General features: G+C 61.8%; 18 protein-coding genes and 3 tRNA genes. 7 read left to right on the top strand and 14 right to left on the bottom strand.

Features of this window, described 5'->3' with window-relative positions; translation table 11 throughout:
- The first annotated feature begins 47 nt into the window (after positions 1-47).
- Positions 48-824: a hypothetical protein gene (locus tag PG897_RS15685; protein ID WP_270829193.1), complete on the top strand. Its 777-nt coding sequence runs from the start codon at positions 48-50 to the stop codon at positions 822-824.
- Between the two features lie 201 nt (positions 825-1,025).
- Here PG897_RS15685 and PG897_RS15680 read toward each other — a convergent pair.
- The 11 genes from PG897_RS15680 to PG897_RS15630 form a co-directional block, all read right to left on the bottom strand.
- Positions 1,026-1,112 (bottom strand) — tRNA-Leu (locus PG897_RS15680).
- Positions 1,113-1,153: 41 nt separating this feature from the next.
- A tRNA-Cys gene (locus PG897_RS15675) sits at positions 1,154-1,227 on the bottom strand.
- Positions 1,228-1,261: 34 nt separating this feature from the next.
- A tRNA-Gly gene (locus PG897_RS15670) sits at positions 1,262-1,337 on the bottom strand.
- Between the two features lie 181 nt (positions 1,338-1,518).
- Positions 1,519-2,073 (bottom strand): CDP-diacylglycerol--glycerol-3-phosphate 3-phosphatidyltransferase, encoded by a 555-nt coding sequence (gene pgsA / locus PG897_RS15665; protein WP_011706577.1) that lies wholly within the window; start codon positions 2,071-2,073, stop codon positions 1,519-1,521.
- Between the two features lie 302 nt (positions 2,074-2,375).
- Entirely contained in the window at positions 2,376-4,226 is a 1,851-nt protein-coding gene (gene uvrC / locus PG897_RS15660) for an excinuclease ABC subunit UvrC (RefSeq protein WP_094696515.1), read from the bottom strand.
- Positions 4,227-4,414: 188 nt separating this feature from the next.
- Complete coding sequence (gene uvrY / locus PG897_RS15655; RefSeq protein ID WP_005302696.1) at positions 4,415-5,059, bottom strand: UvrY/SirA/GacA family response regulator transcription factor; 645 nt, start codon at positions 5,057-5,059, stop codon at positions 4,415-4,417.
- A 212-nt stretch (positions 5,060-5,271) separates the two neighbouring features.
- Positions 5,272-6,024 carry a 3-deoxy-manno-octulosonate cytidylyltransferase gene (gene kdsB / locus PG897_RS15650; protein ID WP_201881613.1) on the bottom strand — a complete coding sequence of 251 codons (753 nt, stop codon included), beginning with the start codon at positions 6,022-6,024 and terminating at the stop codon, positions 5,272-5,274.
- Positions 6,021-6,209: a Trm112 family protein gene (locus PG897_RS15645; RefSeq protein ID WP_094696517.1), complete on the bottom strand. Its 189-nt coding sequence runs from the start codon at positions 6,207-6,209 to the stop codon at positions 6,021-6,023. The genes kdsB and PG897_RS15645 overlap by 4 nt, the downstream gene beginning before the upstream one ends.
- Before the next feature lie 121 nt (positions 6,210-6,330).
- Positions 6,331-7,332: a tetraacyldisaccharide 4'-kinase gene (gene lpxK / locus PG897_RS15640; RefSeq protein WP_201885339.1), complete on the bottom strand. Its 1,002-nt coding sequence runs from the start codon at positions 7,330-7,332 to the stop codon at positions 6,331-6,333.
- The gene (gene msbA / locus PG897_RS15635; protein WP_019838876.1) at positions 7,332-9,101 is read right to left on the bottom strand and encodes a lipid A ABC transporter ATP-binding protein/permease MsbA; all 1,770 of its coding nucleotides are present in this window, start codon (positions 9,099-9,101) and stop codon (positions 7,332-7,334) included. Before msbA ends, lpxK begins: the two co-directional genes overlap by 1 nt.
- A gap of 274 nt (positions 9,102-9,375) precedes the next feature.
- Entirely contained in the window at positions 9,376-11,667 is a 2,292-nt protein-coding gene (locus tag PG897_RS15630; protein WP_333563749.1) for a DNA internalization-related competence protein ComEC/Rec2, read from the bottom strand.
- Here PG897_RS15630 and PG897_RS15625 point away from each other — a divergent pair.
- The 3 genes from PG897_RS15625 to PG897_RS15615 all read left to right on the top strand — a co-directional run bounded on the left by PG897_RS15625 (position 11,605) and on the right by PG897_RS15615 (position 14,241).
- The gene (locus tag PG897_RS15625) at positions 11,605-12,123 is read left to right on the top strand and encodes a DUF2062 domain-containing protein (protein ID WP_011706585.1); all 519 of its coding nucleotides are present in this window, start codon (positions 11,605-11,607) and stop codon (positions 12,121-12,123) included. The genes PG897_RS15630 and PG897_RS15625 overlap by 63 nt on opposite strands.
- Positions 12,117-12,611 (top strand): DUF2062 domain-containing protein, encoded by a 495-nt coding sequence (locus tag PG897_RS15620; RefSeq protein WP_019838874.1) that lies wholly within the window; start codon positions 12,117-12,119, stop codon positions 12,609-12,611. The genes PG897_RS15625 and PG897_RS15620 overlap by 7 nt, the downstream gene beginning before the upstream one ends.
- 121 nt (positions 12,612-12,732) lie before the next feature.
- Positions 12,733-14,241: a helicase HerA-like domain-containing protein gene (locus PG897_RS15615; protein WP_201885340.1), complete on the top strand. Its 1,509-nt coding sequence runs from the start codon at positions 12,733-12,735 to the stop codon at positions 14,239-14,241.
- A gap of 76 nt (positions 14,242-14,317) precedes the next feature.
- Here the strand turns inward: PG897_RS15615 and PG897_RS15610 are convergent, their stop codons facing one another.
- From PG897_RS15610 to PG897_RS15600, 3 genes are all read right to left on the bottom strand, one after another.
- The gene (locus PG897_RS15610; RefSeq protein WP_139397934.1) at positions 14,318-15,508 is read right to left on the bottom strand and encodes an amino acid aminotransferase; all 1,191 of its coding nucleotides are present in this window, start codon (positions 15,506-15,508) and stop codon (positions 14,318-14,320) included.
- 174 nt (positions 15,509-15,682) lie between these two features.
- Positions 15,683-16,624 carry a hypothetical protein gene (locus PG897_RS15605; RefSeq protein ID WP_043169655.1) on the bottom strand — a complete coding sequence of 314 codons (942 nt, stop codon included), beginning with the start codon at positions 16,622-16,624 and terminating at the stop codon, positions 15,683-15,685.
- A gap of 230 nt (positions 16,625-16,854) precedes the next feature.
- Positions 16,855-17,922, bottom strand: a complete 1,068-nt coding sequence (locus tag PG897_RS15600; protein ID WP_043160279.1) for a porin — start codon at positions 17,920-17,922, stop codon at positions 16,855-16,857.
- 381 nt (positions 17,923-18,303) lie between these two features.
- On the opposite strand from PG897_RS15600, the gene dinG reads away from it, so the two are divergent.
- The 3 genes from dinG to PG897_RS15585 all read left to right on the top strand — a co-directional run bounded on the left by dinG (position 18,304) and on the right by PG897_RS15585 (position 22,192).
- Complete coding sequence (dinG, locus tag PG897_RS15595) at positions 18,304-20,376, top strand: ATP-dependent DNA helicase DinG (RefSeq protein ID WP_201885341.1); 2,073 nt, start codon at positions 18,304-18,306, stop codon at positions 20,374-20,376.
- 174 nt (positions 20,377-20,550) lie between these two features.
- A complete protein-coding gene (locus PG897_RS15590; RefSeq protein ID WP_201885342.1) occupies positions 20,551-21,210 on the top strand; it encodes a YccT family protein in 660 nt (219 codons plus the stop codon).
- A gap of 85 nt (positions 21,211-21,295) precedes the next feature.
- Positions 21,296-22,192: a histone deacetylase family protein gene (locus PG897_RS15585; protein WP_201889371.1), complete on the top strand. Its 897-nt coding sequence runs from the start codon at positions 21,296-21,298 to the stop codon at positions 22,190-22,192.
- The last annotated feature ends 65 nt before the right edge of the window (positions 22,193-22,257 follow it).

Below are 22,257 nucleotides of genomic sequence, written 5' to 3'. Positions count from 1 at the left end.
GCTACACGCCGAAACAGCGCTTGGCACAGGCCGCATGACCTCTACTTTTGAGTGCTCCAAAAAATGGGGGGATTACCCTACAAGGGATTAGTTTTGGCACATGGGCTGACGGAGAACAAGTTTGCTCTTCAGAACAACTAGCAGCTATCAAGGCAAGTTTGCCTTCAGGCACCGAACTGACTGCCGGCGCATGTAAGACGTTACCAAACCAGCCAGAAGTGACATTGACTTCCTACATTTTCCCAGATAGTGCAGATCACCATGATGAAATGTCTCTACCTACGAGTATCTGGCGAGTAGAACTCATTTCCCAAGGGAAAGTACAACAGCGGTTTGAGGAGACTATTGAAGAAGATGCCAGTATAAGAATTGGAAGCGCCAGTATATGGCTCGACACAGCTCCTTACCTACTGGCCAAAGGAGAACGGGCCTTTGGCGTAAGATTGGATATCGGCTATGGCCCCTCCTGTGCTGACGGTTTTAGCTCCAGATTCTTACATCTATTCAGACTACATAATGGAACTCTTCTACGCGTAATTAACGGCGCCCCTATGCTGCACACCTACATCCGAAAAGGCGTGCCTTGCTCACCAGGAAAAATTGACTTAGAACGAGGAATTTCCTACATCCAAGTCCTGCCAGGGATGTCTAACGGGCTGCACGATCTGAGAGTAGTAACCAAAGCGAAAACAGAGACCATAGAGCAGGATGGTACCTCTCAAACCTCCAGTCAGAGAACATTGAGCACCACGCTGCGCTTCAATGGCCATGAATACCCGGTTGGAGAATGGAATAACTTACCAAGCAAGGAGTGGTGGAAGTAATCGGCCATCCCCTGCCCCACACGGTAAATTCCTCGGGTATATACAGAGCCCTATAAAAGCCTGCCTCCAGCAGGCTTTGTTGTTATGGCGCCATAGACTCGACACAATCGCTGTCGCCACTTTGGCGACATTTTGCAAAAAACAAAAAGGCCGCTATTGCTAGCGGCCTTTCGTAAGTCTTTGATTGCTTTATTCAATAACTGGTGCCCGAGGCCGGAATCGAACCGGCACGACGCGAACGTCGAGGGATTTTAAATCCCTTGTGTCTACCGATTTCACCACTCGGGCACCGCAATCGGTATCAAGCTCGCGTGGCGGGCTTGTCAATATGGAGGCACGTTCCGGAGTCGAACCGGACTAAACGGATTTGCAATCCGCTGCATAACCGCTTTGCTAACGCGCCATGCAAAAGAGAGAAACTCTCTATTGTCTGAATTTGGAGCGGGAAACGAGACTCGAACTCGCGACCCCGACCTTGGCAAGGTCGTGCTCTACCAACTGAGCTATTCCCGCATCGGTCTGGCTGACTGCCTGACTACGAGGACGCATTCTAGCGATGTTCCTCGCCCAGTCAACCAAAAATGTTTAATACCCTGATCGTTCGAGTGTTTTTTGCCCTTTTCCTGCTTTTTCAGCACTCACGATCGTTTCCCAGCCCCAAGAACGGGGAAACGGTGCTTAGTACAAACGCAGACTAGAAGCGGGAGTGGTAGGTCAGATCGCCCCAGGCGGCCTTCATGTACTGGAACATGGACCAGAAGGTAAGCACGGTGGCCACGTAGAGCAGCACATAGGCGAGCCACACCATCCAGATGTCGTACTGCCAGATGAGGCCGGTCAGCGACACCATCTGGATCATAGTTTTCCACTTGCCGATCCAGCTGACCGCCACCGAGGAGCGCTTGCCAAGTTCGGCCATCCATTCGCGCAGGGCGGAGATGATGATCTCGCGGCCAATCATGGTCATGGCAGGAATGGTCACCCAGATGGTGTTGTAGTGCTCGACGATCACCACCAGCGCCGCCGCCACCATGATCTTGTCGGCGACCGGATCGAGGAAGGCACCGAAGGCGGTGGATTGATTCAGCTTGCGGGCCAGGTAGCCGTCAAACCAGTCGGTCGCCGCCGCCAGGATGAAGACGATGGCCGCCGCCAGATAGGACCACTGGTAGGGAAGATAGAACAGGATGACGAAGACGGGGATGAGCAAGATCCGAAAAAACGTCAGCAGATTAGGAATATTTGTCATTATTTTCAGCCACTTCTTGTATGCCGCTACATGGTAGCCCCAAGCCGATCACGGATGCAACCGGACAGGCGCCCGCCTTGGTCTATTAATCCATCAACAACCTCAGGATGCGGGCCATTATGGCATTTGCGGCCCCCCGGCGTCACGGCTCTTGTGTGTCTGGATCCTGAAGGGAATGAACCCGGGGTGAATGATGTGACTCACCTCGCCTCTTGTCGATACCCGGGGCTACAGCCCCTGTTCGCCGTCAGAGCAAACAGGGGCAACACGGAGGCACATTCCCCCTTCTCGGCGACCAATGGCTAGAGGGAATGCAGGGCATCGTGGATGGACTGGGCCAGCTCCTGGCTGATGCCGGGCACCTTGGCAAGCTCCTCCACCCCGGCTTTTTTCACCTCCTGCAGGCCACCCAGGTACTTGAGCAGCGCCTGCCGCCGTTTCGGCCCCACCCCCGGGATATCCTCCAGGGTACTGGTGGTGCGGGCCTTCGCCCGTCTGGCGCGGTGGCCTGTGATGGCAAACCGGTGGGATTCATCGCGGATGTGCTGAATAAGGTGCAAGGCGGGCATGTCCGCCGGCAGGTGCAGCTCTTCGTGACTCTCCCCCAGGATCAGGGTCTCCAGCCCCGCCTTGCGGGTCACCCCCTTGGCAATGCCCACCAGCAGCGGATATTTGCCCCCCAAAAACTCCAGCTGGCGGGCCAGGATCTCCTCGGCGCGGCGCAACTGGCCGAGTCCGCCGTCGATAAACAGCACGTCCGGCACCTTGTCCGGCTCCTGCTGCTTGCCAAAGCGCCGTTCCAGCGCCTGCTCCATGGCCGCATAGTCATCGCCGCCGGTGATGCCGTCGATGTTGAAGCGGCGGTATTCCGATGAGAGCGGCCCCTCCCGGTTGAACACCACGCAGGAGGCCACGGTGCGCTCCCCCATGGTGTGGGAGATATCGAAGCACTCCATGCGGGCGATGGGGCGCTCCAGCTCCAGCAGCTCCTCCAGCTGGTCGTAGCGGGCGGTGGTGGTGCTCTTGTGGGCGAGCCGCGAGCGCAGCGCGGTCTGGGCGTTGATGGAGGCGAGCTTGATGAAGCGGGCCCGCTCGGCGCGGGTACGGCTCACCACCCGCACCTTGTAGCCCGCGGTCTGGCTCAGGGTCTGCGCGATCACGTCCTCGTCTTCGAGCGCCACGTCGAGCAGCACCTCGCTCGGGATCTGCCGCCCCCCCTGCCCCGACAGATAGAACTGCAGCAGGAAGGATTGCACCACCTCGTCGAGCTGGGTATCGGCCGGCACTTTCGGGAAGTAGCTGCGCGAGCCCAGCACCTTGCCCTGGCGGATGAAGAGCACGTGAATGCAGGCGGTCCCCTGCTCGAAGGACACCCCCACCACGTCGAGCTCGTCCAGCACGTTGCCGCTTACCGACTGCTGCTCGGTCACCCGGCGCAGCGCCTGGATCTGATCCCGGTAGCGGGCCGCCTCCTCGAAGCGCAGATCGCCGCTGGCGGACTCCATCTTGCCCACCAGTTCCCCGATCACCTGCTGGTTCTTGCCCGCCAGAAACAGCTTGGCCAGCTCCACCTGCTGGGCATATTCGGCCTCGCTCACCAGCCCCGCCACGCAGGGGCCGGCACAGCGCTTGAGCTGGTAGAGCAGGCAGGGGCGGGTGCGGTTGGCATAGACTGCATCCTCGCACTGGCGCACCGGAAAAATCTTCTGCATCAGGTGCAGGCTCTCGCGCACCGCGCCGCCGGAGGGGTACGGGCCGAAGTACTCCCCCTTCACCTTGCGGGCGCCGCGATGGACGCCGATACGCGGGTGCTGATGGGCGGTGATGATGATCCAGGGGTAGGACTTGTCATCTCGCAGCAGCACGTTGTAGCGGGGCTGGTACTGCTTGATCAGATTGTGCTCGAGGATCAGCGCCTCGGTCTCGGTGTGGGTGACCGTCACCTGCACATCGGCTATCTGGCGCACCAGGGTGCGGGTCTTGATGCTGTCGACGTTGGCGCGAAAGTAGGAGGCAAGCCGCTTCTTCAGATCCTTGGCCTTGCCCACGTAGATGACGGTGCCGCCGCTGTCATACATGCGATAGACGCCGCTCTGGTGGGTGACGGCACTGAGAAACGCCTTGCTGTCGAAGAGAGGTTCAGACGAGGTCATGCTGGCTCCGGCAACGGGGATCGGGGTGTTGGGTCTGGGATATCGCGGCAAGCGGAAGATCGAAAGAGAGGCTCATCGGCAACTCGGCTCAACGGATGAAAGCAGAAGACGGCACAGAGCATACTGCGCCAGACCGGCAAAAAGCAAAAAGGCGGCACAGGCCGCCTTTGATGGCTACACGCCGCCCGTTACAGGGTATCGGCATCCAGCATGCCATAGCGAATGGCCAGATGGGTCAGCTCCACATCGCCATTGATGTTGAGCTTGCTGAACAACCGGTAGCGATAGCTGTTGACCGTCTTCGGGCTCAGGTTGAGCTGCTCGGAAATATCGGTCACCTTCTGCCCCTTGGTGATCATCATCATGATCTGCAGCTCGCGCTCTGAGAGGGACTTGAAGGGATTCTCGTCGGCCGAGGCAAACTGGCTCAGGGCCATCTGCTGGGCGATCTCCGGGGAGATGTAACGCTGACCGGAGTGGACCAGGCGAATGGCGTGGATCATCTCGTCCGGCGCGGCCCCCTTGGTGAGATAGCCGGCGGCCCCCGCCTGCATCACCTTGGTCGGGAACGGATTTTCTGAATGAATGGTCAGCACTATGATGCGCACATCGGGCCGGATCCGCAGGATCTTGCGGGTTGCCTCCAGGCCGCCGATGCCAGGCATGTTCATGTCCATCAGGATCACGTCGGGATGGTTCTGACGACAGAAAGTGACTGCGGTTTCCCCGCTCTGCGCCTCGCCCACCACCTTGATCCCGCGGACATCTTCCAGAATGCGTCTTATCCCTGTACGCACCAACTCATGATCATCGACCAGGAATACATTAATCACCCAAACACCCCGTTTTTTATCTCGTTATATGCCAGTTAGGGTTAACACGGCGTCTTGCATCATAACCAAACTCGCTGATTTGGCAAACCATGGCCGGGAAAAGTTTGAAAGTGCTCATAAATGACGTTTGTAATCAAATAATTATGTAAAGATTAAACACAAAAAACGGCGCCCGCAGGCACCGTTCAGAGTCATTTTTGCTGTTGTCGGCATCAGTTCGCCAGCAGCGCGCGCACCTTGTCCAGATCGGCCTGGGTATCCACCCCGACCGGCGGCGCCTCGAGCGCCTGGGCCACGTGGATCTTCTCCCCGTACCAGAGCACCCGCAGCTGCTCCAGCGCCTCTACTTGCTCGAGCAGGCTCGGCGCCCAGTCCACATAACGCTGGATGAAGCCGGCGCGATAGGCATAGATGCCGATGTGGCGCTGGTAGTGATCGCCAATCTGCTCGCGATTCGCGGCAAAGCGATCCCGATCCCACGGAATGGAGGCGCGACTGAAGTAGAGCGCGTAGCCCTCCTGGTCGGTCACCACCTTGACGGCGTTCGGGTTGAACACCTCTTCGGCGTCCTGGATCGGCACCGACAGAGTCGCCATCGGCGCCGTGGCGGCGGCCAGGTTGTCCGCTACCTGACGGATGATGACCGGCGGAATGAGCGGCTCATCCCCCTGCACGTTGACCACTATGGTGTCGGCGGCAAAACCGTAGTGACGGCACACCTCGGCCAGGCGCTCGGTACCTGACTGGTGATCCTTCGAGGTCATGCACACCTCGAATCCGGTCTGGCCGGCCAGCGCCTGCTGCACCCGCTCATCGTCGGTGGCGACGATCACCCGATCGGCGCCCGACTGCAGGGCCTTTTCCACCACGTGCTGCACCATGGGCTTGCCGTGGATGTCGGCCAGCGGCTTGCCCGGCAGCCGGGTGGAGGCGTAGCGGGCCGGAATGACGACGACGAAGCTCATGACGACAGCTCGTCGCTATTGAGCTGCCGGGCGCGGTTCTCCAGCAGTACCGGGATCCCCTCCTCCAGCGGATAGGCCAGCTTGTCGAAGCGGCAGACCAGCTCATGCACGGCCTTGTTGTAGTGCAGCTTGCCCTTGCAGACCGGGCAGGCAATGATGTCGAGCAACTTGATGTCCAAAGCCAAAACGATACTCCTTCAACGATGTCGCGCCGGCGGTTTCATCACGCCGGCGATGGGTGTCGAACAACCAGATATGCCTTGCGGGGCATGATAAGCCCCTTCTCCCCCACGCTGGAAAGAGAGATTAACCTTGTGCCTTGGTTGCGCCTTGCCCCTTCCCGCTCGCGCCCAGCTTGTGCAGCAGGGTATCGAGCAGGGAGGCGGGCAGCTCGGCGCTGACCGGCAGATACCACCAGTTGTCGAGGGCAAAGGCGCGGCACTTGACCGCATCCTTCTCGGTCATCAGCAGCGGCTTGCCGGCAAAGCGGCCCACCAGCTCGTCCCGATCGAAGGGGTGGTGATCCCCGTAGGCCACCCGCTGATCCAGCTGATAACCAAGCCCCTCGAGGGTGGCGAAGAAACGGGGCGGATGACCAATGCCCGCCAGCGCGTCGACCGACCCCGACAGGGGAGCAGCCAGCGGGGCCTCATCGCGTACCCGACGGGGGGAATCGGCCACCAACCTCATGGGATACTCTCCCCGCCCCGGCTCGCCGCCGTTGCAGATGATGGCGTCCACCCGCTTGAGCCGGGTGACCGGCTCGCGCAGCGGCCCCATGGGCAGCAGGCAGGCGTTGCCAAAACGGCGCGCCCCGTCCACCACCACCAGCTCGATGTCACGAGCCAGCGCATAGTGCTGCAAGCCGTCGTCGGTGATGATGATATCCACCTCGCCGCTCTGCTCCAGCAGACGCACCGCATCGGCCCGCCTGGGCGCCACCACCACAGGGCAGCCACAGCGCCGGGCAATCAGTACCGGTTCATCCCCCGCCTGCGCCGTGGTGCTGGCGGCATCTAGCCGGTACGGGTAATGGGGCGCCTTGCCGCCATAACCGCGGCTCACCACCCCGGGGCGATAGCCGCGAGCCTGCAACTGCTCCACCAGCCAGACCACGACCGGGGTCTTGCCGTTGCCACCCACCGAAATATTGCCCACCACTATGACTGGCAAGGAGGCACGATAGCCCTTGCGCCAGCCGTGGCGATAGGCGTAGCGGCGGGCGCCGCTGATGATGGCAAACAGCAGGGCAAAGGGGGCCAGCAACCAGCGCCAGCCACTCTTTGCATACCAGAGCCGCTCCAGCATCAGGCGTTGCCACCTGCGGTGGCATGGCCGAACTGGATGGCGCGCAGCTGGGCATAGGTCCCCTGCTGGGCCATCAGCGCCGCGTGGTTGCCGCGCTCGACGATATGGCCTTCGTCGATCACCAGGATCTCGTCCGCCTTCTCGATGGTGGAGAGGCGGTGAGCGATCACCAGCGAGGTGCGCGCCTTGCACAGCTCATCGATGGCCGCCTGAATATGGCGCTCGGACTCGGTATCCAGCGCCGAGGTAGCCTCGTCCAGCAGCAGCACGGGGGCATCGCGCAGCAGGGCGCGGGCGATGGCGATACGCTGGCGCTGGCCGCCGGAGAGCGACGCGCCGTTCTCGCCGACCACGGTGTCATAACCGTTGCTCATCTTGCTGACGAACTCGTCGGCGTGGGCGATGCGGGCCGCCTGCTTGATCTCGTCGAGGCTGTATTGCTCTTCCGCGGCGTAGGCGATGTTGCTCGCCACAGTGTCGTTGAACAGGTGCACGTGCTGGGAGACCAGGGCGTACTGCTTGCGCAGCTCGCTCAGGCGGTATTCACGGATGTTGACGCCGTCCAGCAGGATCTCCCCCTGCTCGATGTCGTAGAAGCGGGTCAGCAGGCTGGCGATGGTGCTCTTGCCAGAGCCTGAGCGCCCCACCAGGGCCACCGATTTGCCCGCCTCCACCTTGAAGCTGACGTTGTGCAGCGCCGGGGTGTCCTTGGTCGGGTAGGTGAAGGTGACGTTGCGAAACTCGATCTCGCCGCGGGCGCGCTCCAGGGTACGGGTACCGGTATCCTGCTCCGGCTCGGTATCGAGCAGGCCGAACAGGCTGTGGCAGGCGGTGATGGCGCGCTGGAACTGGTTGTTGACGTCGGTCAGGCTTTTCAGCGGCTTGAGCAACATCATCATGGAGGTGATCATGACAGTGAAGGTACCGGCAGTCAGCTCGCTGCGCACGCTGTCGATGGTGGCCACATAGAGGAAGGCCGCCAGCGCGATGGAGGCAACCATCTGCACCACCGGGCTGCCGATGGCATCGGCGGCGACCATCTTCATGGTCTGCTGACGCATGTTGTTGCTGACCTTGAAGAAGCGTTTCTCTTCCACCTTTTGGCCACCGAACATCAACACCTCTTTGTGCCCCTTGAGCATCTGCTCGGTGGAGGTGGTGATGTCCCCCACCGCCTGCTGGATGTGGCGGCTGATCTGACGGAAACGGCGGCTGATGAGACCGATGATGATGCCCACCACGGGCCCCACCACCAGGAAGATCACCGACAGCTGCCAGGAGTGCCAGAACATCAGGCCGAGCAGACCGATGACCGTCGCTCCTTCCCGTACCAGGGTGACCAGGGTGGTACTGGCGGCCGAGGAGACCTGACTCGCGTCATAGGTCACCTTGGAGAGCAGGTGGCCGGTATTCTGGCGGTCGAAGAAGCTCATCGGCATCGCCACCATGTGGTTGAATACCTGCTGCTGCAGGCGCATCACCACGTGGTTGCCGACCCAGGCCATGCAGTAGTTGGAGAGGAAGTTGGCGACGCCGCGTAGTGCCACGATACCCAGCACGAAGAAGGGCATCCACTTGAGCACGGTCGGATCGTTGCCGTTGATCCCCTTGTCGATCAGCGGCTTGATGGAATAGACGAAGGTGGTATCCACGGCGGCGTAGCCCAGCATGCCGATGATGCCGCCAATCAGGCCAAGCTTGCGGTCACGGACATAGCCGAGCAGACGCTTGAAGACAGGCCAGCTGTCTTGTGAGGTTTCTTGTTGCATGAATAGCCGTTAATAAGGGAAATGACGGGCTATTCTAGCCAAAGCGCAGGATTACACCAAGCAGTGCCCATCGCCAAGACGGCAAATGACGGTCGTTATCCCAGCCAAAGCGCAGGATTACACCAAGCATCGCCAGCGCATGCCCCTCGCCAAGACGGCAAATGACGGCCGTTATCCCAGCCAAAGCGCAGGATTACACCAAGCATCGCCAGCGCATGTCCCTCGCCAAGGCAGGAAATGAAGACCGTTATGCCAGCCAAAGCCGGGTTGACGCTCAGCGCTCAGGCCAGAATGCAGGACGCCACCAGTCGCCATTGCGGCGAAACCAGGGTCCCTGCTTCCGCTCGGCACGGATCCGCAGCCCGTCCGGCGCTGGCTCGACCAGGATCTCCCCGTCCAGCCCGGTGACCCATTGCTGCGCCTCCCTGTAGCGAGCCACCACCTCGGGGCGGGGAAAGCCCCACTGGTTCATGAAGCCGGCGCTGTGTACCACATAGCGGGGGGCCACCGCCGCCACGAAGGGGGCCGTGGAGGAGGTGCGGCTGCCGTGATGGGGGCTTACCAGCAAGGTGCTGGCAAGCCCCTCCCCTTCCAGCGCCAGCAGCCGCTGCTCCGCCTGCCGCTCGATGTCGGCACTGAGCAGGATGCGCCGTTCCCCGTCGCGGATCTGCAGCACACAGCCGTCGTTGTTGTGACCGCCTCCCGGTTGCTGTGGCCAGAGCACCGCCATCTCGAGCCCCTGCCAGCGCCACTGCTGGCCACGCCGGCACAGGGTCGTGAAGCGGCCGAAGTCGAAGGAAGAGAGCTCGTGGCGTACCGGCAGAGCCTGCAGGATGGCACGCCGGTTGCCGGCGTGATCCCGGTCCTTGTGGCTGATGACCAGATAATCCAGCACCCGCACATCGAGCCGGTTGAGCAGCGGCAGGATCACGGCATCCGCCATGTTGTAGCCGCCTGGGTAGCGATCGCCGGTGTCAAACAGGATGCCGCGCTCACCCCGGCTGATCAGCACCGCCAACCCCTGCCCCACGTCCAATACCCTCAGTTGCCAGTGGGTCGGCGCCGGCCAGGCCGCCAGCAGCAGGGCCACGCCCCCCGGCAACAGCAAGGGACGACCGCCCGGCACATGCCAGGCGCACCAGAGCAGGGTCAGCAGCGCTGTGAGCGGCAGCACCCAGCCCGGCACCGGCCACCAGAGCTGCCACTGGCTGGCCAACCTCTCCAGCGCCCACAATATCCACTGCAGGCCGACATCGGCCAGCCAGAACAGCAGGTGGGCCAGCTCCCCCGAAAGCGGCGCCAGCAACACCCCGACCAGCGCCAGCGGTATGATGCCGATGCAAAAGAGCGGCAATGCCAGCAGATTGAGCAGCAGCGACAACGGCGCTATCCCCTCGAACAGCGCCAGTTGCAACGGCAGCAGCCCCAACAGCAACAAGCCCTGCAGACGGACGAGCCCGGGTTTGGCCTCCAGCAAGCTCGCCACCAGCAGCAGAGCCACCGCCAGGAAGGAGAGCCAGAATCCGGTCGAATAGAGGGCAAAGGGATCCCAGAGCGTCAGCACCACGAAGGCCCACAACCAGACGCGATGGGCCGGCCACTCCCGCCGTCGCCAGCGCAGCAGGCTCCACACCAGCACCATGATGAGGGCCCGTTCGGTGGCCACCGCAAACCCGGCCAGCCAGCTGTAGAGGGCGGCAAACAGCAGGGCGAGCAGAATCGCCCCCCGCAGTCCGAACAGCCGCCCCAGCCACCAGCCGAGCACCGCCACCAGCGCGATGTGCTGCCCCGAGATGGCGATGATGTGGGTCAGCCCGCCGCCGCGAAACAGGCTCCACTGCTCAGTCGTGATGCCGCCCTGCTCACCGAAGGTAAGCGCCGCCAGCAGCGGCCCCTGGTTCAGATCCTGCCAGTTGGCAGCGGCCCGGGCCAGCCAGCGCTCGCGCAGCCCCGCCGGCACCGCTTCAATCAGGATCACCCGGCGCAAGTTGCCGGTGGCGGTGATCCCCTTGCCGAGCAGCAGGCGCCGCCCGTCCATCCCCGCCTCGTTGGCCAGGCCGTGGGCCGGCTTGAGGGAGACCTCCATGGTCAGGCGACTGCCTGCCGTCATGGTGGGCAACACCTGGTAGGCATTGATGCGCACCAGGGGCGCCGGGGTGAGCGCCTGCTCATCGAGCCTGTTCACCCGCAGCACCAGCCGGACAAATTTATCGCCCTCGGGTTCTGCACTTTGCAGTTGTGCGGTTATGATGTGGCTCGTTTTTTTGCCAAGCTGATCCAGCCAGGCGAGCCGGTGGTGCAAATTCCCCTGCATCCAGAGGATGCCGAGCAGCAGAAACAGCAGCCGCCAGCAGCGGCAACCGGCGAGAGGGAACGCGAGCAGCAGCATCAGGCCACCCCATTCCCATGAAGGCAACCATGGCCAAAGCAGTGAGGAGCTTGCCCCGAGGGCAAACGACAGCAGGCGCAGATCCATGGTGCAAGTATTTAGCAAGGTTTCAATATGCCCAAACGACTCATACAACGCTGGTTGCCTGATCCGGCGACACTCAAGGAACACAAGCACTTGCGGCTGTTTGGCAAGCTGCTGCTGGACGCCAACCTGTGGCACCTCAATCGGCGCTCGGCAGCTGGTGCCTTCGCGGTGGGGCTGTTCATGGCCTGGGTGCCGCTCCCCTGCCAGATGCTGCTGGCGGCCGGCGGCGCCATCGCCTGCCGGGTCAACCTGCCGCTCTCGGTAGCCCTGGTCTGGCTCTCCAACCCCTTCACCATGCCGCCGCTGTTCTACGGTGCCTACCTGACCGGCTGTCAGCTGCTGGGGCAATCCTCCCAGCACATCGAGATCGAGTTCACCTGGGCCTGGCTGGTGTCGGTGTTCGAGACCGTGGCCCCGCCGCTGCTGCTGGGTTCGCTGGTGCTGGCCCTGCTCAGCTCCCTCATCGGCTACGCCCTCATTCGCACCTGCTGGCGCATCAGCACCGTGCGTCAGTGGCAGAAACGCAAGGTGGCACGCGCATGCTGAATCGCTGGTTTGCCCGCTTCAAGATAGACCCCGATACCCTGCGCCAGCAGAAGTGGTTCGCCCTGTTTGGCGAGCGCCTGCTCGCCCCCGCCCTCTGGCAAGGGGGGCCGCGCGCCCTGAGCGGGGCGGTGGCGGCCGGCATCTTCGCCTGCTGGTTTCCCATCCCCATGCATTCACTCATCGCGGTCGGGCTGGCGCTGGCGTTCAGCCTCAACCTGCCGCTGGCACTGCTGGCGGTCTGGTTCAACAACCCGCTGACCCTGCCCTTCATGTACCTCTACGCCTATCGCACCGGTTGTCTGGTGCTGCACAAGACGCCGGAACCATTTCACCTTACCTGGACCCTGCACTGGCTGGAGCACGAGGCGGCTACCCTGGTGCCTCCCTTCCTGCTCGGCAGCCTGCTGCTGGCGGTGCTGACCGCCGCCAGCGGCGGCCTCCTCACCCTGCTGCTGTTGCGCCTCGGCAAGCTGGTCCGCCCCCGCTGATCCCCCGCCTCGTCAGCCTCTGGCGCGCTGACGAGGCACTGCCTTGCCATCCCCTGGCCCCGCTACCACACTCCTTGTAACCCGTTGTTTTTCGTCCCCCATTTGCCACAAGGAGCCCACCATGGCCGAACCGCTCACGCTGGCCCATGCCAGTGGTCATCCCCTCGCCCTGCTGCCAGCCATGGCCAATCGCCACGGCCTCATCACAGGGGCCACCGGCACCGGCAAGACAGTCACCCTGCAGGTGCTGGCAGAGGGGTTCTCCCGCCTCGGCGTGCCGGTTTTCTTGGCGGATGTGAAGGGGGACCTGAGCGGCCTTGGCGCCGCCGGAGCTGGCTCTGCCAAGCTGGATGCCAGGCTGGCCCAGCTCGGCATCCCGGCCCCCGCCTTTGCCGCCAGCCCCACCCTGTTCTGGGATCTGTTTGCCGAACAGGGCCACCCGGTGCGGGCCACCATCTCCGACATGGGGCCCCTGCTGCTCGCCCGCCTGCTCGGCCTAAATGACACCCAAAGCGGGGTGCTGGAGCTGGTGTTCAAGGTGGCGGACGACGAGGGGCTGCTGCTGCTCGATCTCAAGGACCTGCGCGCCATGGTGCAGTTTGCCGGTGACAACGCCAAGTCCCTCACCACCCGTTACGGCAACGTCTCCACCGCCTCCATCGGCGCCATCCTGCGCAACCTGCTCACCCTGGAGAGCGCGGGCGGCGATCACTTCTTTGGCGAGCCCATGCTGGACATCCAGGATCTGCTGCAGACCGATGAGGCCGGCCACGGCCATATCAATGTGCTGGCCGCCAGCAAGCTGACCCAGTCCAGTCGCCTCTATGCCTGCTTCCTGCTCTGGCTGCTCTCCGAGCTGTTCGAGCAGTTGCCGGAGGTGGGGGATCCCGACAAACCTGTGCTGGTGTTCTTTTTCGACGAGGCGCACCTGCTGTTCAACGACGCCCCCAAGGCGCTGCTGGAGAAGATTGAACTGGTGGTGCGCCTCATCCGCTCGAAAGGGGTGGGCGTCTACTTCGTCACCCAGAGCCCGGCCGATATCCCCGACAGCGTACTGGGGCAGCTTGGCAACCGGGTGCAACACGCCCTGCGCGCCTTTACCCCGAGCGATCAGAAGGCGGTGCGGATCGCCGCCAACACCCTGCGGGCCAACCCGGCCTTTGATGCCGCTGGCGTCATCACCGAGCTCGGGGTCGGCGAGGCGCTGGTCTCTCTGCTCGACGAGAAGGGGCGGCCCAACATGGTGGAGCGCGCCTTCATCGCCCCGCCGGCCAGCCGCATCGGCCCCTTGAGCGACGCCGAGCGGCAGGCGCTCATTCAGGGCTCATTGCTGCACGGCCGCTACGAGACGCCGGAGGATCGCGAGTCGGCCTTCGAGCGGCTCAACGGCGGCAAGCTGACAACCACAAGCGAACAAGCCAGTAAACCGTCATCCAGCGAGGAAGGCGGCCTGCTCGATGCACTCAATGGCATCCTGTTTGGCCGCACCGGCCCCCGTGGCGGCCAGCACGACGGGGTTGTGCAAACCGCCGCCAAGAGCGTGGCCCGCACCATCGGCAGCGAGGTGGGTCGCCAGCTGGTGCGCGGGGTGCTCGGCTCCCTGCTGGGGGGTGGCAAACGCCGTCGCTAAGGCCTGAGCCGAAAAATGAAAAAGCCCGCCGGGTCTACCCGGCGGGCTTGTTACTGAGCGGATGGCGATGACTCGCTTACAGCACCTTGGCGATGGCGTCGCACAGCGGATCTATGTTGGCACGGGTGATACCGGCCACGCTGATCCGGCCGGAGCCGACGATGTAGATGGCGAACTCGCTCTTGAGGCGCTCCACCTGATCCTTGGAAAGACCGGAGAAGGAGAACATGCCGTTCTGCTCGCGGATAAAGCTGAAGTCCTGGCTCACGCCGCGCGCGGCCAGTTTTTCCACCAGCAGCTCGCGCATCTCGCGAATGCGCACCCGCATGGCGGCCACCTCTTCCACCCACTCGGCATAGAGGGCCGGATCGCTCACCACGGCAGTGACGACGGCAGCTCCGTGTGACGGCGGGTTGGAGTAGTTGGCACGAATGACGGTCTTGACCTGGGTGAAGGCCACATCGGCGATCGCCTTGGTCGCGCTGACCAGGGTGAAGGCACCGACCCGCTCGTTGTAGAGGCCGAAGTTCTTGGAGAAGGAGCTCGCCACCAGCAGCTCGTCGTGGCACTCGGCGAAGATGCGCAGACCTTCGGCATCCTCTTCGATGCCGCGGGCAAAGCCCTGATAGGCGAAGTCAAACAGCGGCAACCAGCCGGCGGCGGCACTCTGCCTGGCCAGGGCACGCCACTGATCAGCGGTCGGATCGATACCGGTCGGGTTGTGACAACAACCGTGCAGCAGCACCAGATCGCCAGCCTGCGCCTCGGCCAGAGACGCCTGCATGGCGGCAAAGTCGAGCCCCTTGGTCGCCGCGTCATAGTACTTGTACCACTTGACGGTCAGACCCGCGGCCTGGAACACGCTGACGTGGTTGGCCCAGGTGGGATCGGAGATCCAGATGGTCTTGGCGAGGTTGTTGCGTACCACGAACTCGGCGGCGATGCGCAGGGCACCAGTACCACCCGGCGCTTGCGCCGTCTTGGCGCGGCCGCTGTTGACCAGCGCGGAATCCTGTCCGAACAGCAGTTGCTGCACGATGCGGCCGTATTCGATATTGCCTTCGATACCGAGATAGTTCTTGGTCTTCTCGTCGGTCAAGAGCTTCTGTTCGGCTTTCTTGACGCAGTGAAGAATGGGGGTGGCGCCGGTCTCGTCCTTGTAGATCCCGACCCCCAGGTTGATCTTGTGGCTGCGAGAGTCGGCGCGGAAGGCTTCGGTCAGGCCCAGGATCGGATCCGCTGGGGCGGCAACAACCTTTTCAAACATGGTATTCCCTGTATTCCGTTGAGTTCGTTGGCTGGCAAAGCGTGTTGGCACACCGTCCGTGACACGCAAAACACGTGGCAAACAAAAGCGCCCACTGGCGAGCGCTTCGTCAACTCTTTATATCATCGTGCAGGATGGGGGAAAACCGCTTTTTCGGCCGGATCTGCGGCAATCTCAACCGATGGCATGCCACTGTGGCGCCAACGCGCACACCTCGGCAGACAAGCCACCATTGGACTCAACCAAACCGCTACAAACTGCTAACAATGACTTGGGGATCCGGCTCGGCTCCCAGGGGCGGGAGTCGGCCAACGGCAGGGCATAGGCCGTCATGATGGGAGCCAGCACGGTGGGCAGCCACCAGCTGGCCGGCCGACCCAAACGCTGGGCCAGAGTCAGCACCCGATCCACCCCGCTCGGGTCGAGGGAGGTGAGATGACTCCACTGCACCTGAGGCGGCAGCGCGGCGATCACTTGCTGCAGTGCCTGTTGAGCCGAGGCGGGAGCCCAGATCAGCAGGGTCCCTGCCGGCAGCACCAGCTCGGCAAAGGCACCGACGCTGTCGGTGGTGATCACCCGCAGCAGCTCCCCCTCCCCCCACAGGATCTTGCCAAGGCTGGCCAGGTTGCGTTCCGGCAACGCCACCTCGCCAAGCGCCTGCAACCAAGGGGACGCATCGAGCAGGGTGCCGCCGCTGAAAAACAGGCTGAACGGCTCGGGGGCACGCAGGCGCACCTGTTGATCCAAACAGAGCCGGATCCCCTTGTCTTCGAAGTCGATCTGCTCGTTGGGGGTAAAGCTCACCTCGCTCTTGCGATAGAGCGCGGCCAGCACCCGCTCGTTGACCTGCTCCGCCAGCTGCCAGCCCTGCCCATGGAGCCACTCCTCCGGGGTTGGCGGTGCCGTGGCGATCTCGGCCAGCGTCAGTTCACGGGTCAGGTAGCGGCGGCCGGCGGGGGTGAGCTCATAGTGGTGGTTGCCCAGCGCCAGCAGCAGCTGGTTGTCCTTGAGCAGGCCCAGCAGGGGTTGCCACTGGCGGGCGCGGACCACCGAGGTGGGGTTGTCCAGCAGCTGGCGGGCCAGCTCCCGCCACTGCGGGTGACTAAAGTCAATCAAGCGTCATCCTTCCCTGTCTGCCGAACATCCTGCAACGAGCTGAATAATCTAGCTATTCGCAGACCGGGAGCCAAGTACAGAAAAGAGACAACGTGAACTGGCGCAAGCCAAACAGGAGCAGGAGAGGATCATCAACAGAGGAGAAGAGAGGCAATCAGGTGGGAAGCAGATAAAACAAAACGGCCAAGCAAGCTTGGCCGTTCATCAACTAAATCAGCGCAGAGACTAGATTAGAAGTTGTATTGCAGGGCAACGGTCCACTCGTCGTCCAGTTTGTCGATACCCTGGATCTTGTACTCGGTGTAGGCTTTCAGCTTGGAAGTGAAAGCGTACTGTACGCCCAGCAGGGTTTCGTCAAGCAGGTCTTTGTACTCTGCACCGGCAGTATTGGACTTGACTTTTGCTTCTTTGAAGTTGTAGCCAGCCAGGAAGGTCCAGGCATCAACGTTGTAGGAAGCTGCCAGCTCGTAGCCACGGCCCTTGTCCTTGTCACCACCGGTGGTGTTGTCGTAGCTCAGGTCACCCTGAGTATAAACACCGGCGAAGTAGAAACCGTTGATGGCGTAGTGTGCACCCAGTGCCCACTCTTTCTTGTCACCAGTGTTGTTAGTCTTGGTGTTTTCCAGATCGGAGTAGGAGTAACCTGCGTTCAGACCCAGACCGAAGTCGAAGTCATAACCGGCAGCAGCGGCATAACCGTAGTTACGCTTCACATCGGCACCGTAAACGGCAGTTTCTTTGATACCCTGACCTACGTCAGTAACCTTGACGGCTTTGTCGTCGTTGGTCTGATAGGACAGTTTGCCTTTGAAGCCGCCGTAGGTGTTGGAGTAGATAACCTGACCTTCTTGACGACCGTCATAGAAGTTACCTGCGTCACCCCACTCGTTGAAGATATCGGTCGGTTCCAGCACGTCGTAGAACGCGGTATCGGTCTGACCGAAGATGATCTTGCCGTATTGGGTGCCGTCGAAACCAACGTAGATGTGACGGGAGTCAAACTTGTTGGCGGAGTTTTCAGCAGAAACTTGCCACTCGGTCTTGGCGATACCGGACCAGGTGTTGTTCAGAGCAATCTTGCCGGACCAACCCAGACGGGAAGAACCAACCAGCTCACCGTCAACATCCTTGTAGCCAGATGCAGCGGTAGAGTCGGCGGTATTGTGGTCACCGTAGTAGTTAGCCTGAACACGGCCGTATACGTCAAAAGTGGTACCGTCTTTGTCGTAAACCACTGCAGCGTTAGCGGCGGATGCAAACAGAGCCGGGATAGCAATAGCCAGAATTGTCTTTTTCATAGTTTCCAATGCCTACTGTAATTAAACACTAAGTCGTTGTTATTCCCTGTGTTAGCGATGTACTTTGCATCACTATGGCGCCGAGACTAGCACCGGGTTTTCCAATCCGCAATGAAAAAACTTGGAACTTTTTACGAAAAGCATAGTCACAGCGGAAAAATTGTGACCTGAATCCCACATTGTTTGCACGCCATGGGAAAACGTTTACAGCGATAACCGCTGGCAAAATTCGTCCGAATTGGTGATTTATCACACAATAACGACGACTCGCCTTATAAACAGAAGAAGAGGTCGGATCTGTGCGTTGCCACACACCTCGACCCAGGTTGCCGGTTGCAGGTATCCTGTCTTCCTTCACCCTGTGCAACGGTCATTTTCTTCATGCTGTCTACCCGTCTCAAAACCACCATTCGCAATACCTATCGGCAGATTGCCGATGGTTTACCCGGTTTTGTGCCGCGCAAGGAGCAGAATTTTCTGGTGGCCGAAATAGCCAAGACGCTGACCGGGGAGTATGACAAACAGCGTCGCATCCTGGTGGCCGAAGCCGGCACCGGTATCGGCAAGTCCCTCTCTTATGCTCAGGGGGCCATCCCGGTGGCTCGCCTTACTCAAAAGAAGCTGGTGATCTCCACCGCCACCGTAGCGCTGCAGGAGCAGCTGATCCACAAAGACCTCCCCTTCTATCATCGCCACAGCGAGCTGCCGTTTCGTTTCATGCTGGTCAAGGGGCGCCAGCGCTATTGCTGCGAACACCTGCTGGAGCAGGCCGCCAGCGGCAGCGAGATGGCCAACTTCGAGTTCGACTTCGGAGCCCTCAGCAAACACAAGCCGTCAGACGCCGACAAGGATTGCTATCAGGCGTTGTGGCAGGCCTACACGGAAGGCAAGTGGGACGGTGATCGGGACAACTGGCCCAAACCCATCAACGATAACTGCTGGGATCGTATCGCCGCCGACCGCCACACCTGCAACAAGGCGCTGACTCATCATCAACACTGCCCCTTCCACCGCGCCCGCAACGACATGGATGCGGCCGACGTGCTGGTGGTCAACCACGCCCTGCTGCTCTCCGACCTCACCATGGGGGGCGGCATCATTCTGCCGCCACCGGACGAGTGTCTCTACGTGCTGGACGAGGCCCATCATCTGCCCACCATAGCCCGGGATCACGGCGCCGCCTCGGCCAGCGTCAAGGGCTCACGCCGCTGGCTGGAGAAGCTGGCGCAGGGGGCAGGCAAGCTGGCCAGAACCCTCAACAAGGAGAGCCTGCTCGATCCCCAGCTCAAGCTGCAGGACGCGCTGGCCTCCCTGCAGCCGGATCTGAAGGCGCTGGAGCAGTGGCTCGCCGCCAACGACCGCTTGTTCAATGAAGAAAAACAGTACCGCTTCGCCGATGGTGTCTTGCCCGACCCCCTGCCCATGCTGGCGGAGAACCTCAAGGAGGCGAGCAAGAAGGCTCTGCGAGCGCTGGACAGAATGCAGGGCGCCATCGGCGAGGCGCTGAAGGATGGCGAGATCCGTCGCAAGGATGCCGAACCCCTGCTGGCGGAGAGCGGCTTCTATCTGCAGCGGCTGGAGGGTTTCTGCGCCCTGTGGGAGATGCTGGGGCGGCACGTGGCAGAGGGCAAGACGCCGCTGGCCCGCTGGATGGTCAAGAGCGATGACGGCGACATCTGGCTGCACGCCTCCCCCATAGAGGTGGGCTACCTGCTGGAGGAGTGGCTCTGGTCCAGGTGTCTTGGCGCCGTGCTGGTATCGGCGACCCTGACCGCCCTCTCCTCCTTCAGCTATTTCCGCCACCAGGTGGGGCTCAAAGAGCACGACGGTACCCGCTATCTGCGCCTGCGCTCCCCCTTCGATTACCAGAAGGCCGAACTCTATCTGCCCAGGATGGAGCACGAGCCCAGCGCCCCCGCCTTTACCCAGGAGCTCGTCAGTATCCTGCCCCGTCTGCTGGCCGGCAAGGAGGCGAGCCTGGTGCTCTTCTCCTCCTACCGGCAGATGAACGAGGTGGCGGTGGGTCTGCGGGCCAAGGGGCTCTCCCTGCTGGTGCAAGGGGAAGCCTCCCGCAACGCCCTGCTCACCCTGCACAAACAAAAATGCGATGGCGGCCAGGCCAGCATACTGTTTGGTACCGGCAGCTTCTCGGAAGGGCTGGATCTGCCCGGTCACTACCTCACCAACCTGGTGATCACCAAGTTGCCGTTCGCGGTCCCCAACTCGCCGGTGGAAGAGGCCACCGCCGAGTGGGTCGAGAAACGGGGCGGTAATCCCTTCTTGCAACTGACGGTGCCGGAGGCGTCGCGCAAGCTCATCCAGGCCTGTGGTCGCCTCATTCGCAAAGAGGCGGACAGGGGCCGGGTCACCATTCTCGATCGCCGTCTGCTGACCAAACGCTACGGCAAGGGGCTGCTCGATGCCCTGCCGCCATTTCGACGCCGGATTGAGTAACGCCGGGGTTGACCAGGGTAGCCAACCCCACTGGCCCGATGAGTTTGCTTCGGGAAAGCCCGAGCCCAGACGCGACAGGGGCGCCATAAACGCCTATTGCCGCCCTCTGGCAAACCTGCAAAAATGAGCCCCTGTTTTTCAGTGGGCACTCGCCTGACTGTTCAAGGAGATGAAATGAAACTGACTGTTCTGGTGCCAGCCTTGGCTGGTCTGTTGTGGGCAGGTAGTGCCCTGGCCGATGCCCAACTGGAAGTGAATAACCCCTATGTGGTGCAGCTGATCGATGGCCAATCCATCAATCCCAAGCTGCTCGACAAGACGAGTACCTATCCTATCAAAGCCGGCAAGCACCAACTGGTCGTCGCCTTCGAAGGCAACTACTCCAGCCGCAGCGACACCAAGCTGGTCACTGCCGAGCCGCTGGTGATCAACTTCACCGCCGCCGACAACCAGAAACTGGTGCTGGACTACAAGAAGCCGCGCAACGAATCCGAAGCCAACCAGTTCGTCAAGGAACAGAAAGTCGCGCTCAAAGACAAGAGCAGCGGCCAGGTCGTCGCCACCGAGCAGTTCGTGCTGCCGAAGGTGGAAGGCTTCCAGCTGACCCGTGACTATCAGCAGGAGCTGATCAACATGGGCAAGGCGTTCAACCAGCCCAAGACTGTCGCTGTCTCTACCGCTGCCGTCATGGCCGCCAACAGCGTCCCGGTTCAGGTAGCCCCGAGCAAGGCCCAGAGCAACCCGGAAGCCCTGACCCAGCTGCAAAACTGGTACAACAAGGCCGATGCGGAGACCCGCAAAGCCTTCCAGATCTGGGTGATCCAGCAGCAGTAATTGCATCTGTTCGTCCCGAATTATCGGGCATGACAAGGGGAGCCTGGCTCCCCTTTTTCATATCTGCTCACAAGGCCCCGGCGTCATGTCACTGCGCATCTTCCATCATCCCCTCTACTCCGCCCTGGCCCTGCCAGCGCGCCATCGCTTTCCGCTGGCCAAATACCAGGCGCTGTTCGAACAGCTGGGAAACCTGGGTTATCCGCTGGCAGAGGCCGCGCCCGCCAGTCGTACCCAGATAGAGAGTGTGCACGATGCGGCCTATGTGGAGGCGGCCCTCACCGGCACCCTGGATGCGGGCGCCATTCGCCAGCTGGGGTTTCCCTGGTCCCCCGTGCTGATTGAACGCACCCTGCGCTCGGTGGGGGCCACCCTTGCCGCCAGCCGCCACGCCCTTGCGCAAGGCTGCGGCCTGCAGATCTCCGGTGGCTATCACCACGCCCACCGGGACGTTGGCAGCGGCTTTTGCCTGTTCAACGATCTGGTGATCGCCGCCCAGACCTGTCTGGACGAAGGGCGCTGCGAACAGGTATTGATCGTCGATCTCGATGTCCATCAGGGGGATGGCAGTGCCGCCCTGTGCCAGGGGCGGCGCGACATCATCACCCTCTCTCTGCACGGGGAGCACAACTTTCCCCGCCACAAACCCGCCTCCCACATGGATTTCCCCCTGCCAAGCGGCATGGAGGACGATGCCTACCTCACCACGCTGGCAGAGGCGCTCAATCTGGCGCTGCGGCTCTACACCCCCGATCTCATCCTCTATCAGGCCGGGGTGGACGTGCATCATGCCGACGAACTCGGCTATCTCGCATTAAGTGATGAGGGGGTGCGCCAGCGCGATGCCATGGTCTTTGACTGCGCACAACGGCACGGGCTGCCCATTGCCGCCGTACCGGGCGGCGGCTACCGCCGTGACTGGCAACAGCTGATCCCGCTGCATATGTCCTTGTTTGAAGAGGCGCACAGGCGCTACGGCTAGCCGTTGAGCTCTGCCTGGCCACCGTTGCAGACAACAAGAAGGCGGCCCCTTGGCCGCCTCTGCTT

This window comes from Aeromonas sp. QDB20 (genome assembly GCF_027707805.1).
In the GTDB taxonomy this organism is placed as follows: Bacteria; Pseudomonadota; Gammaproteobacteria; order Enterobacterales; family Aeromonadaceae; genus Aeromonas; species Aeromonas dhakensis.
The sequence above is the reverse complement of the archived record's forward strand: the minus strand, read 5'-3'. Positions and strand labels throughout refer to the sequence as shown.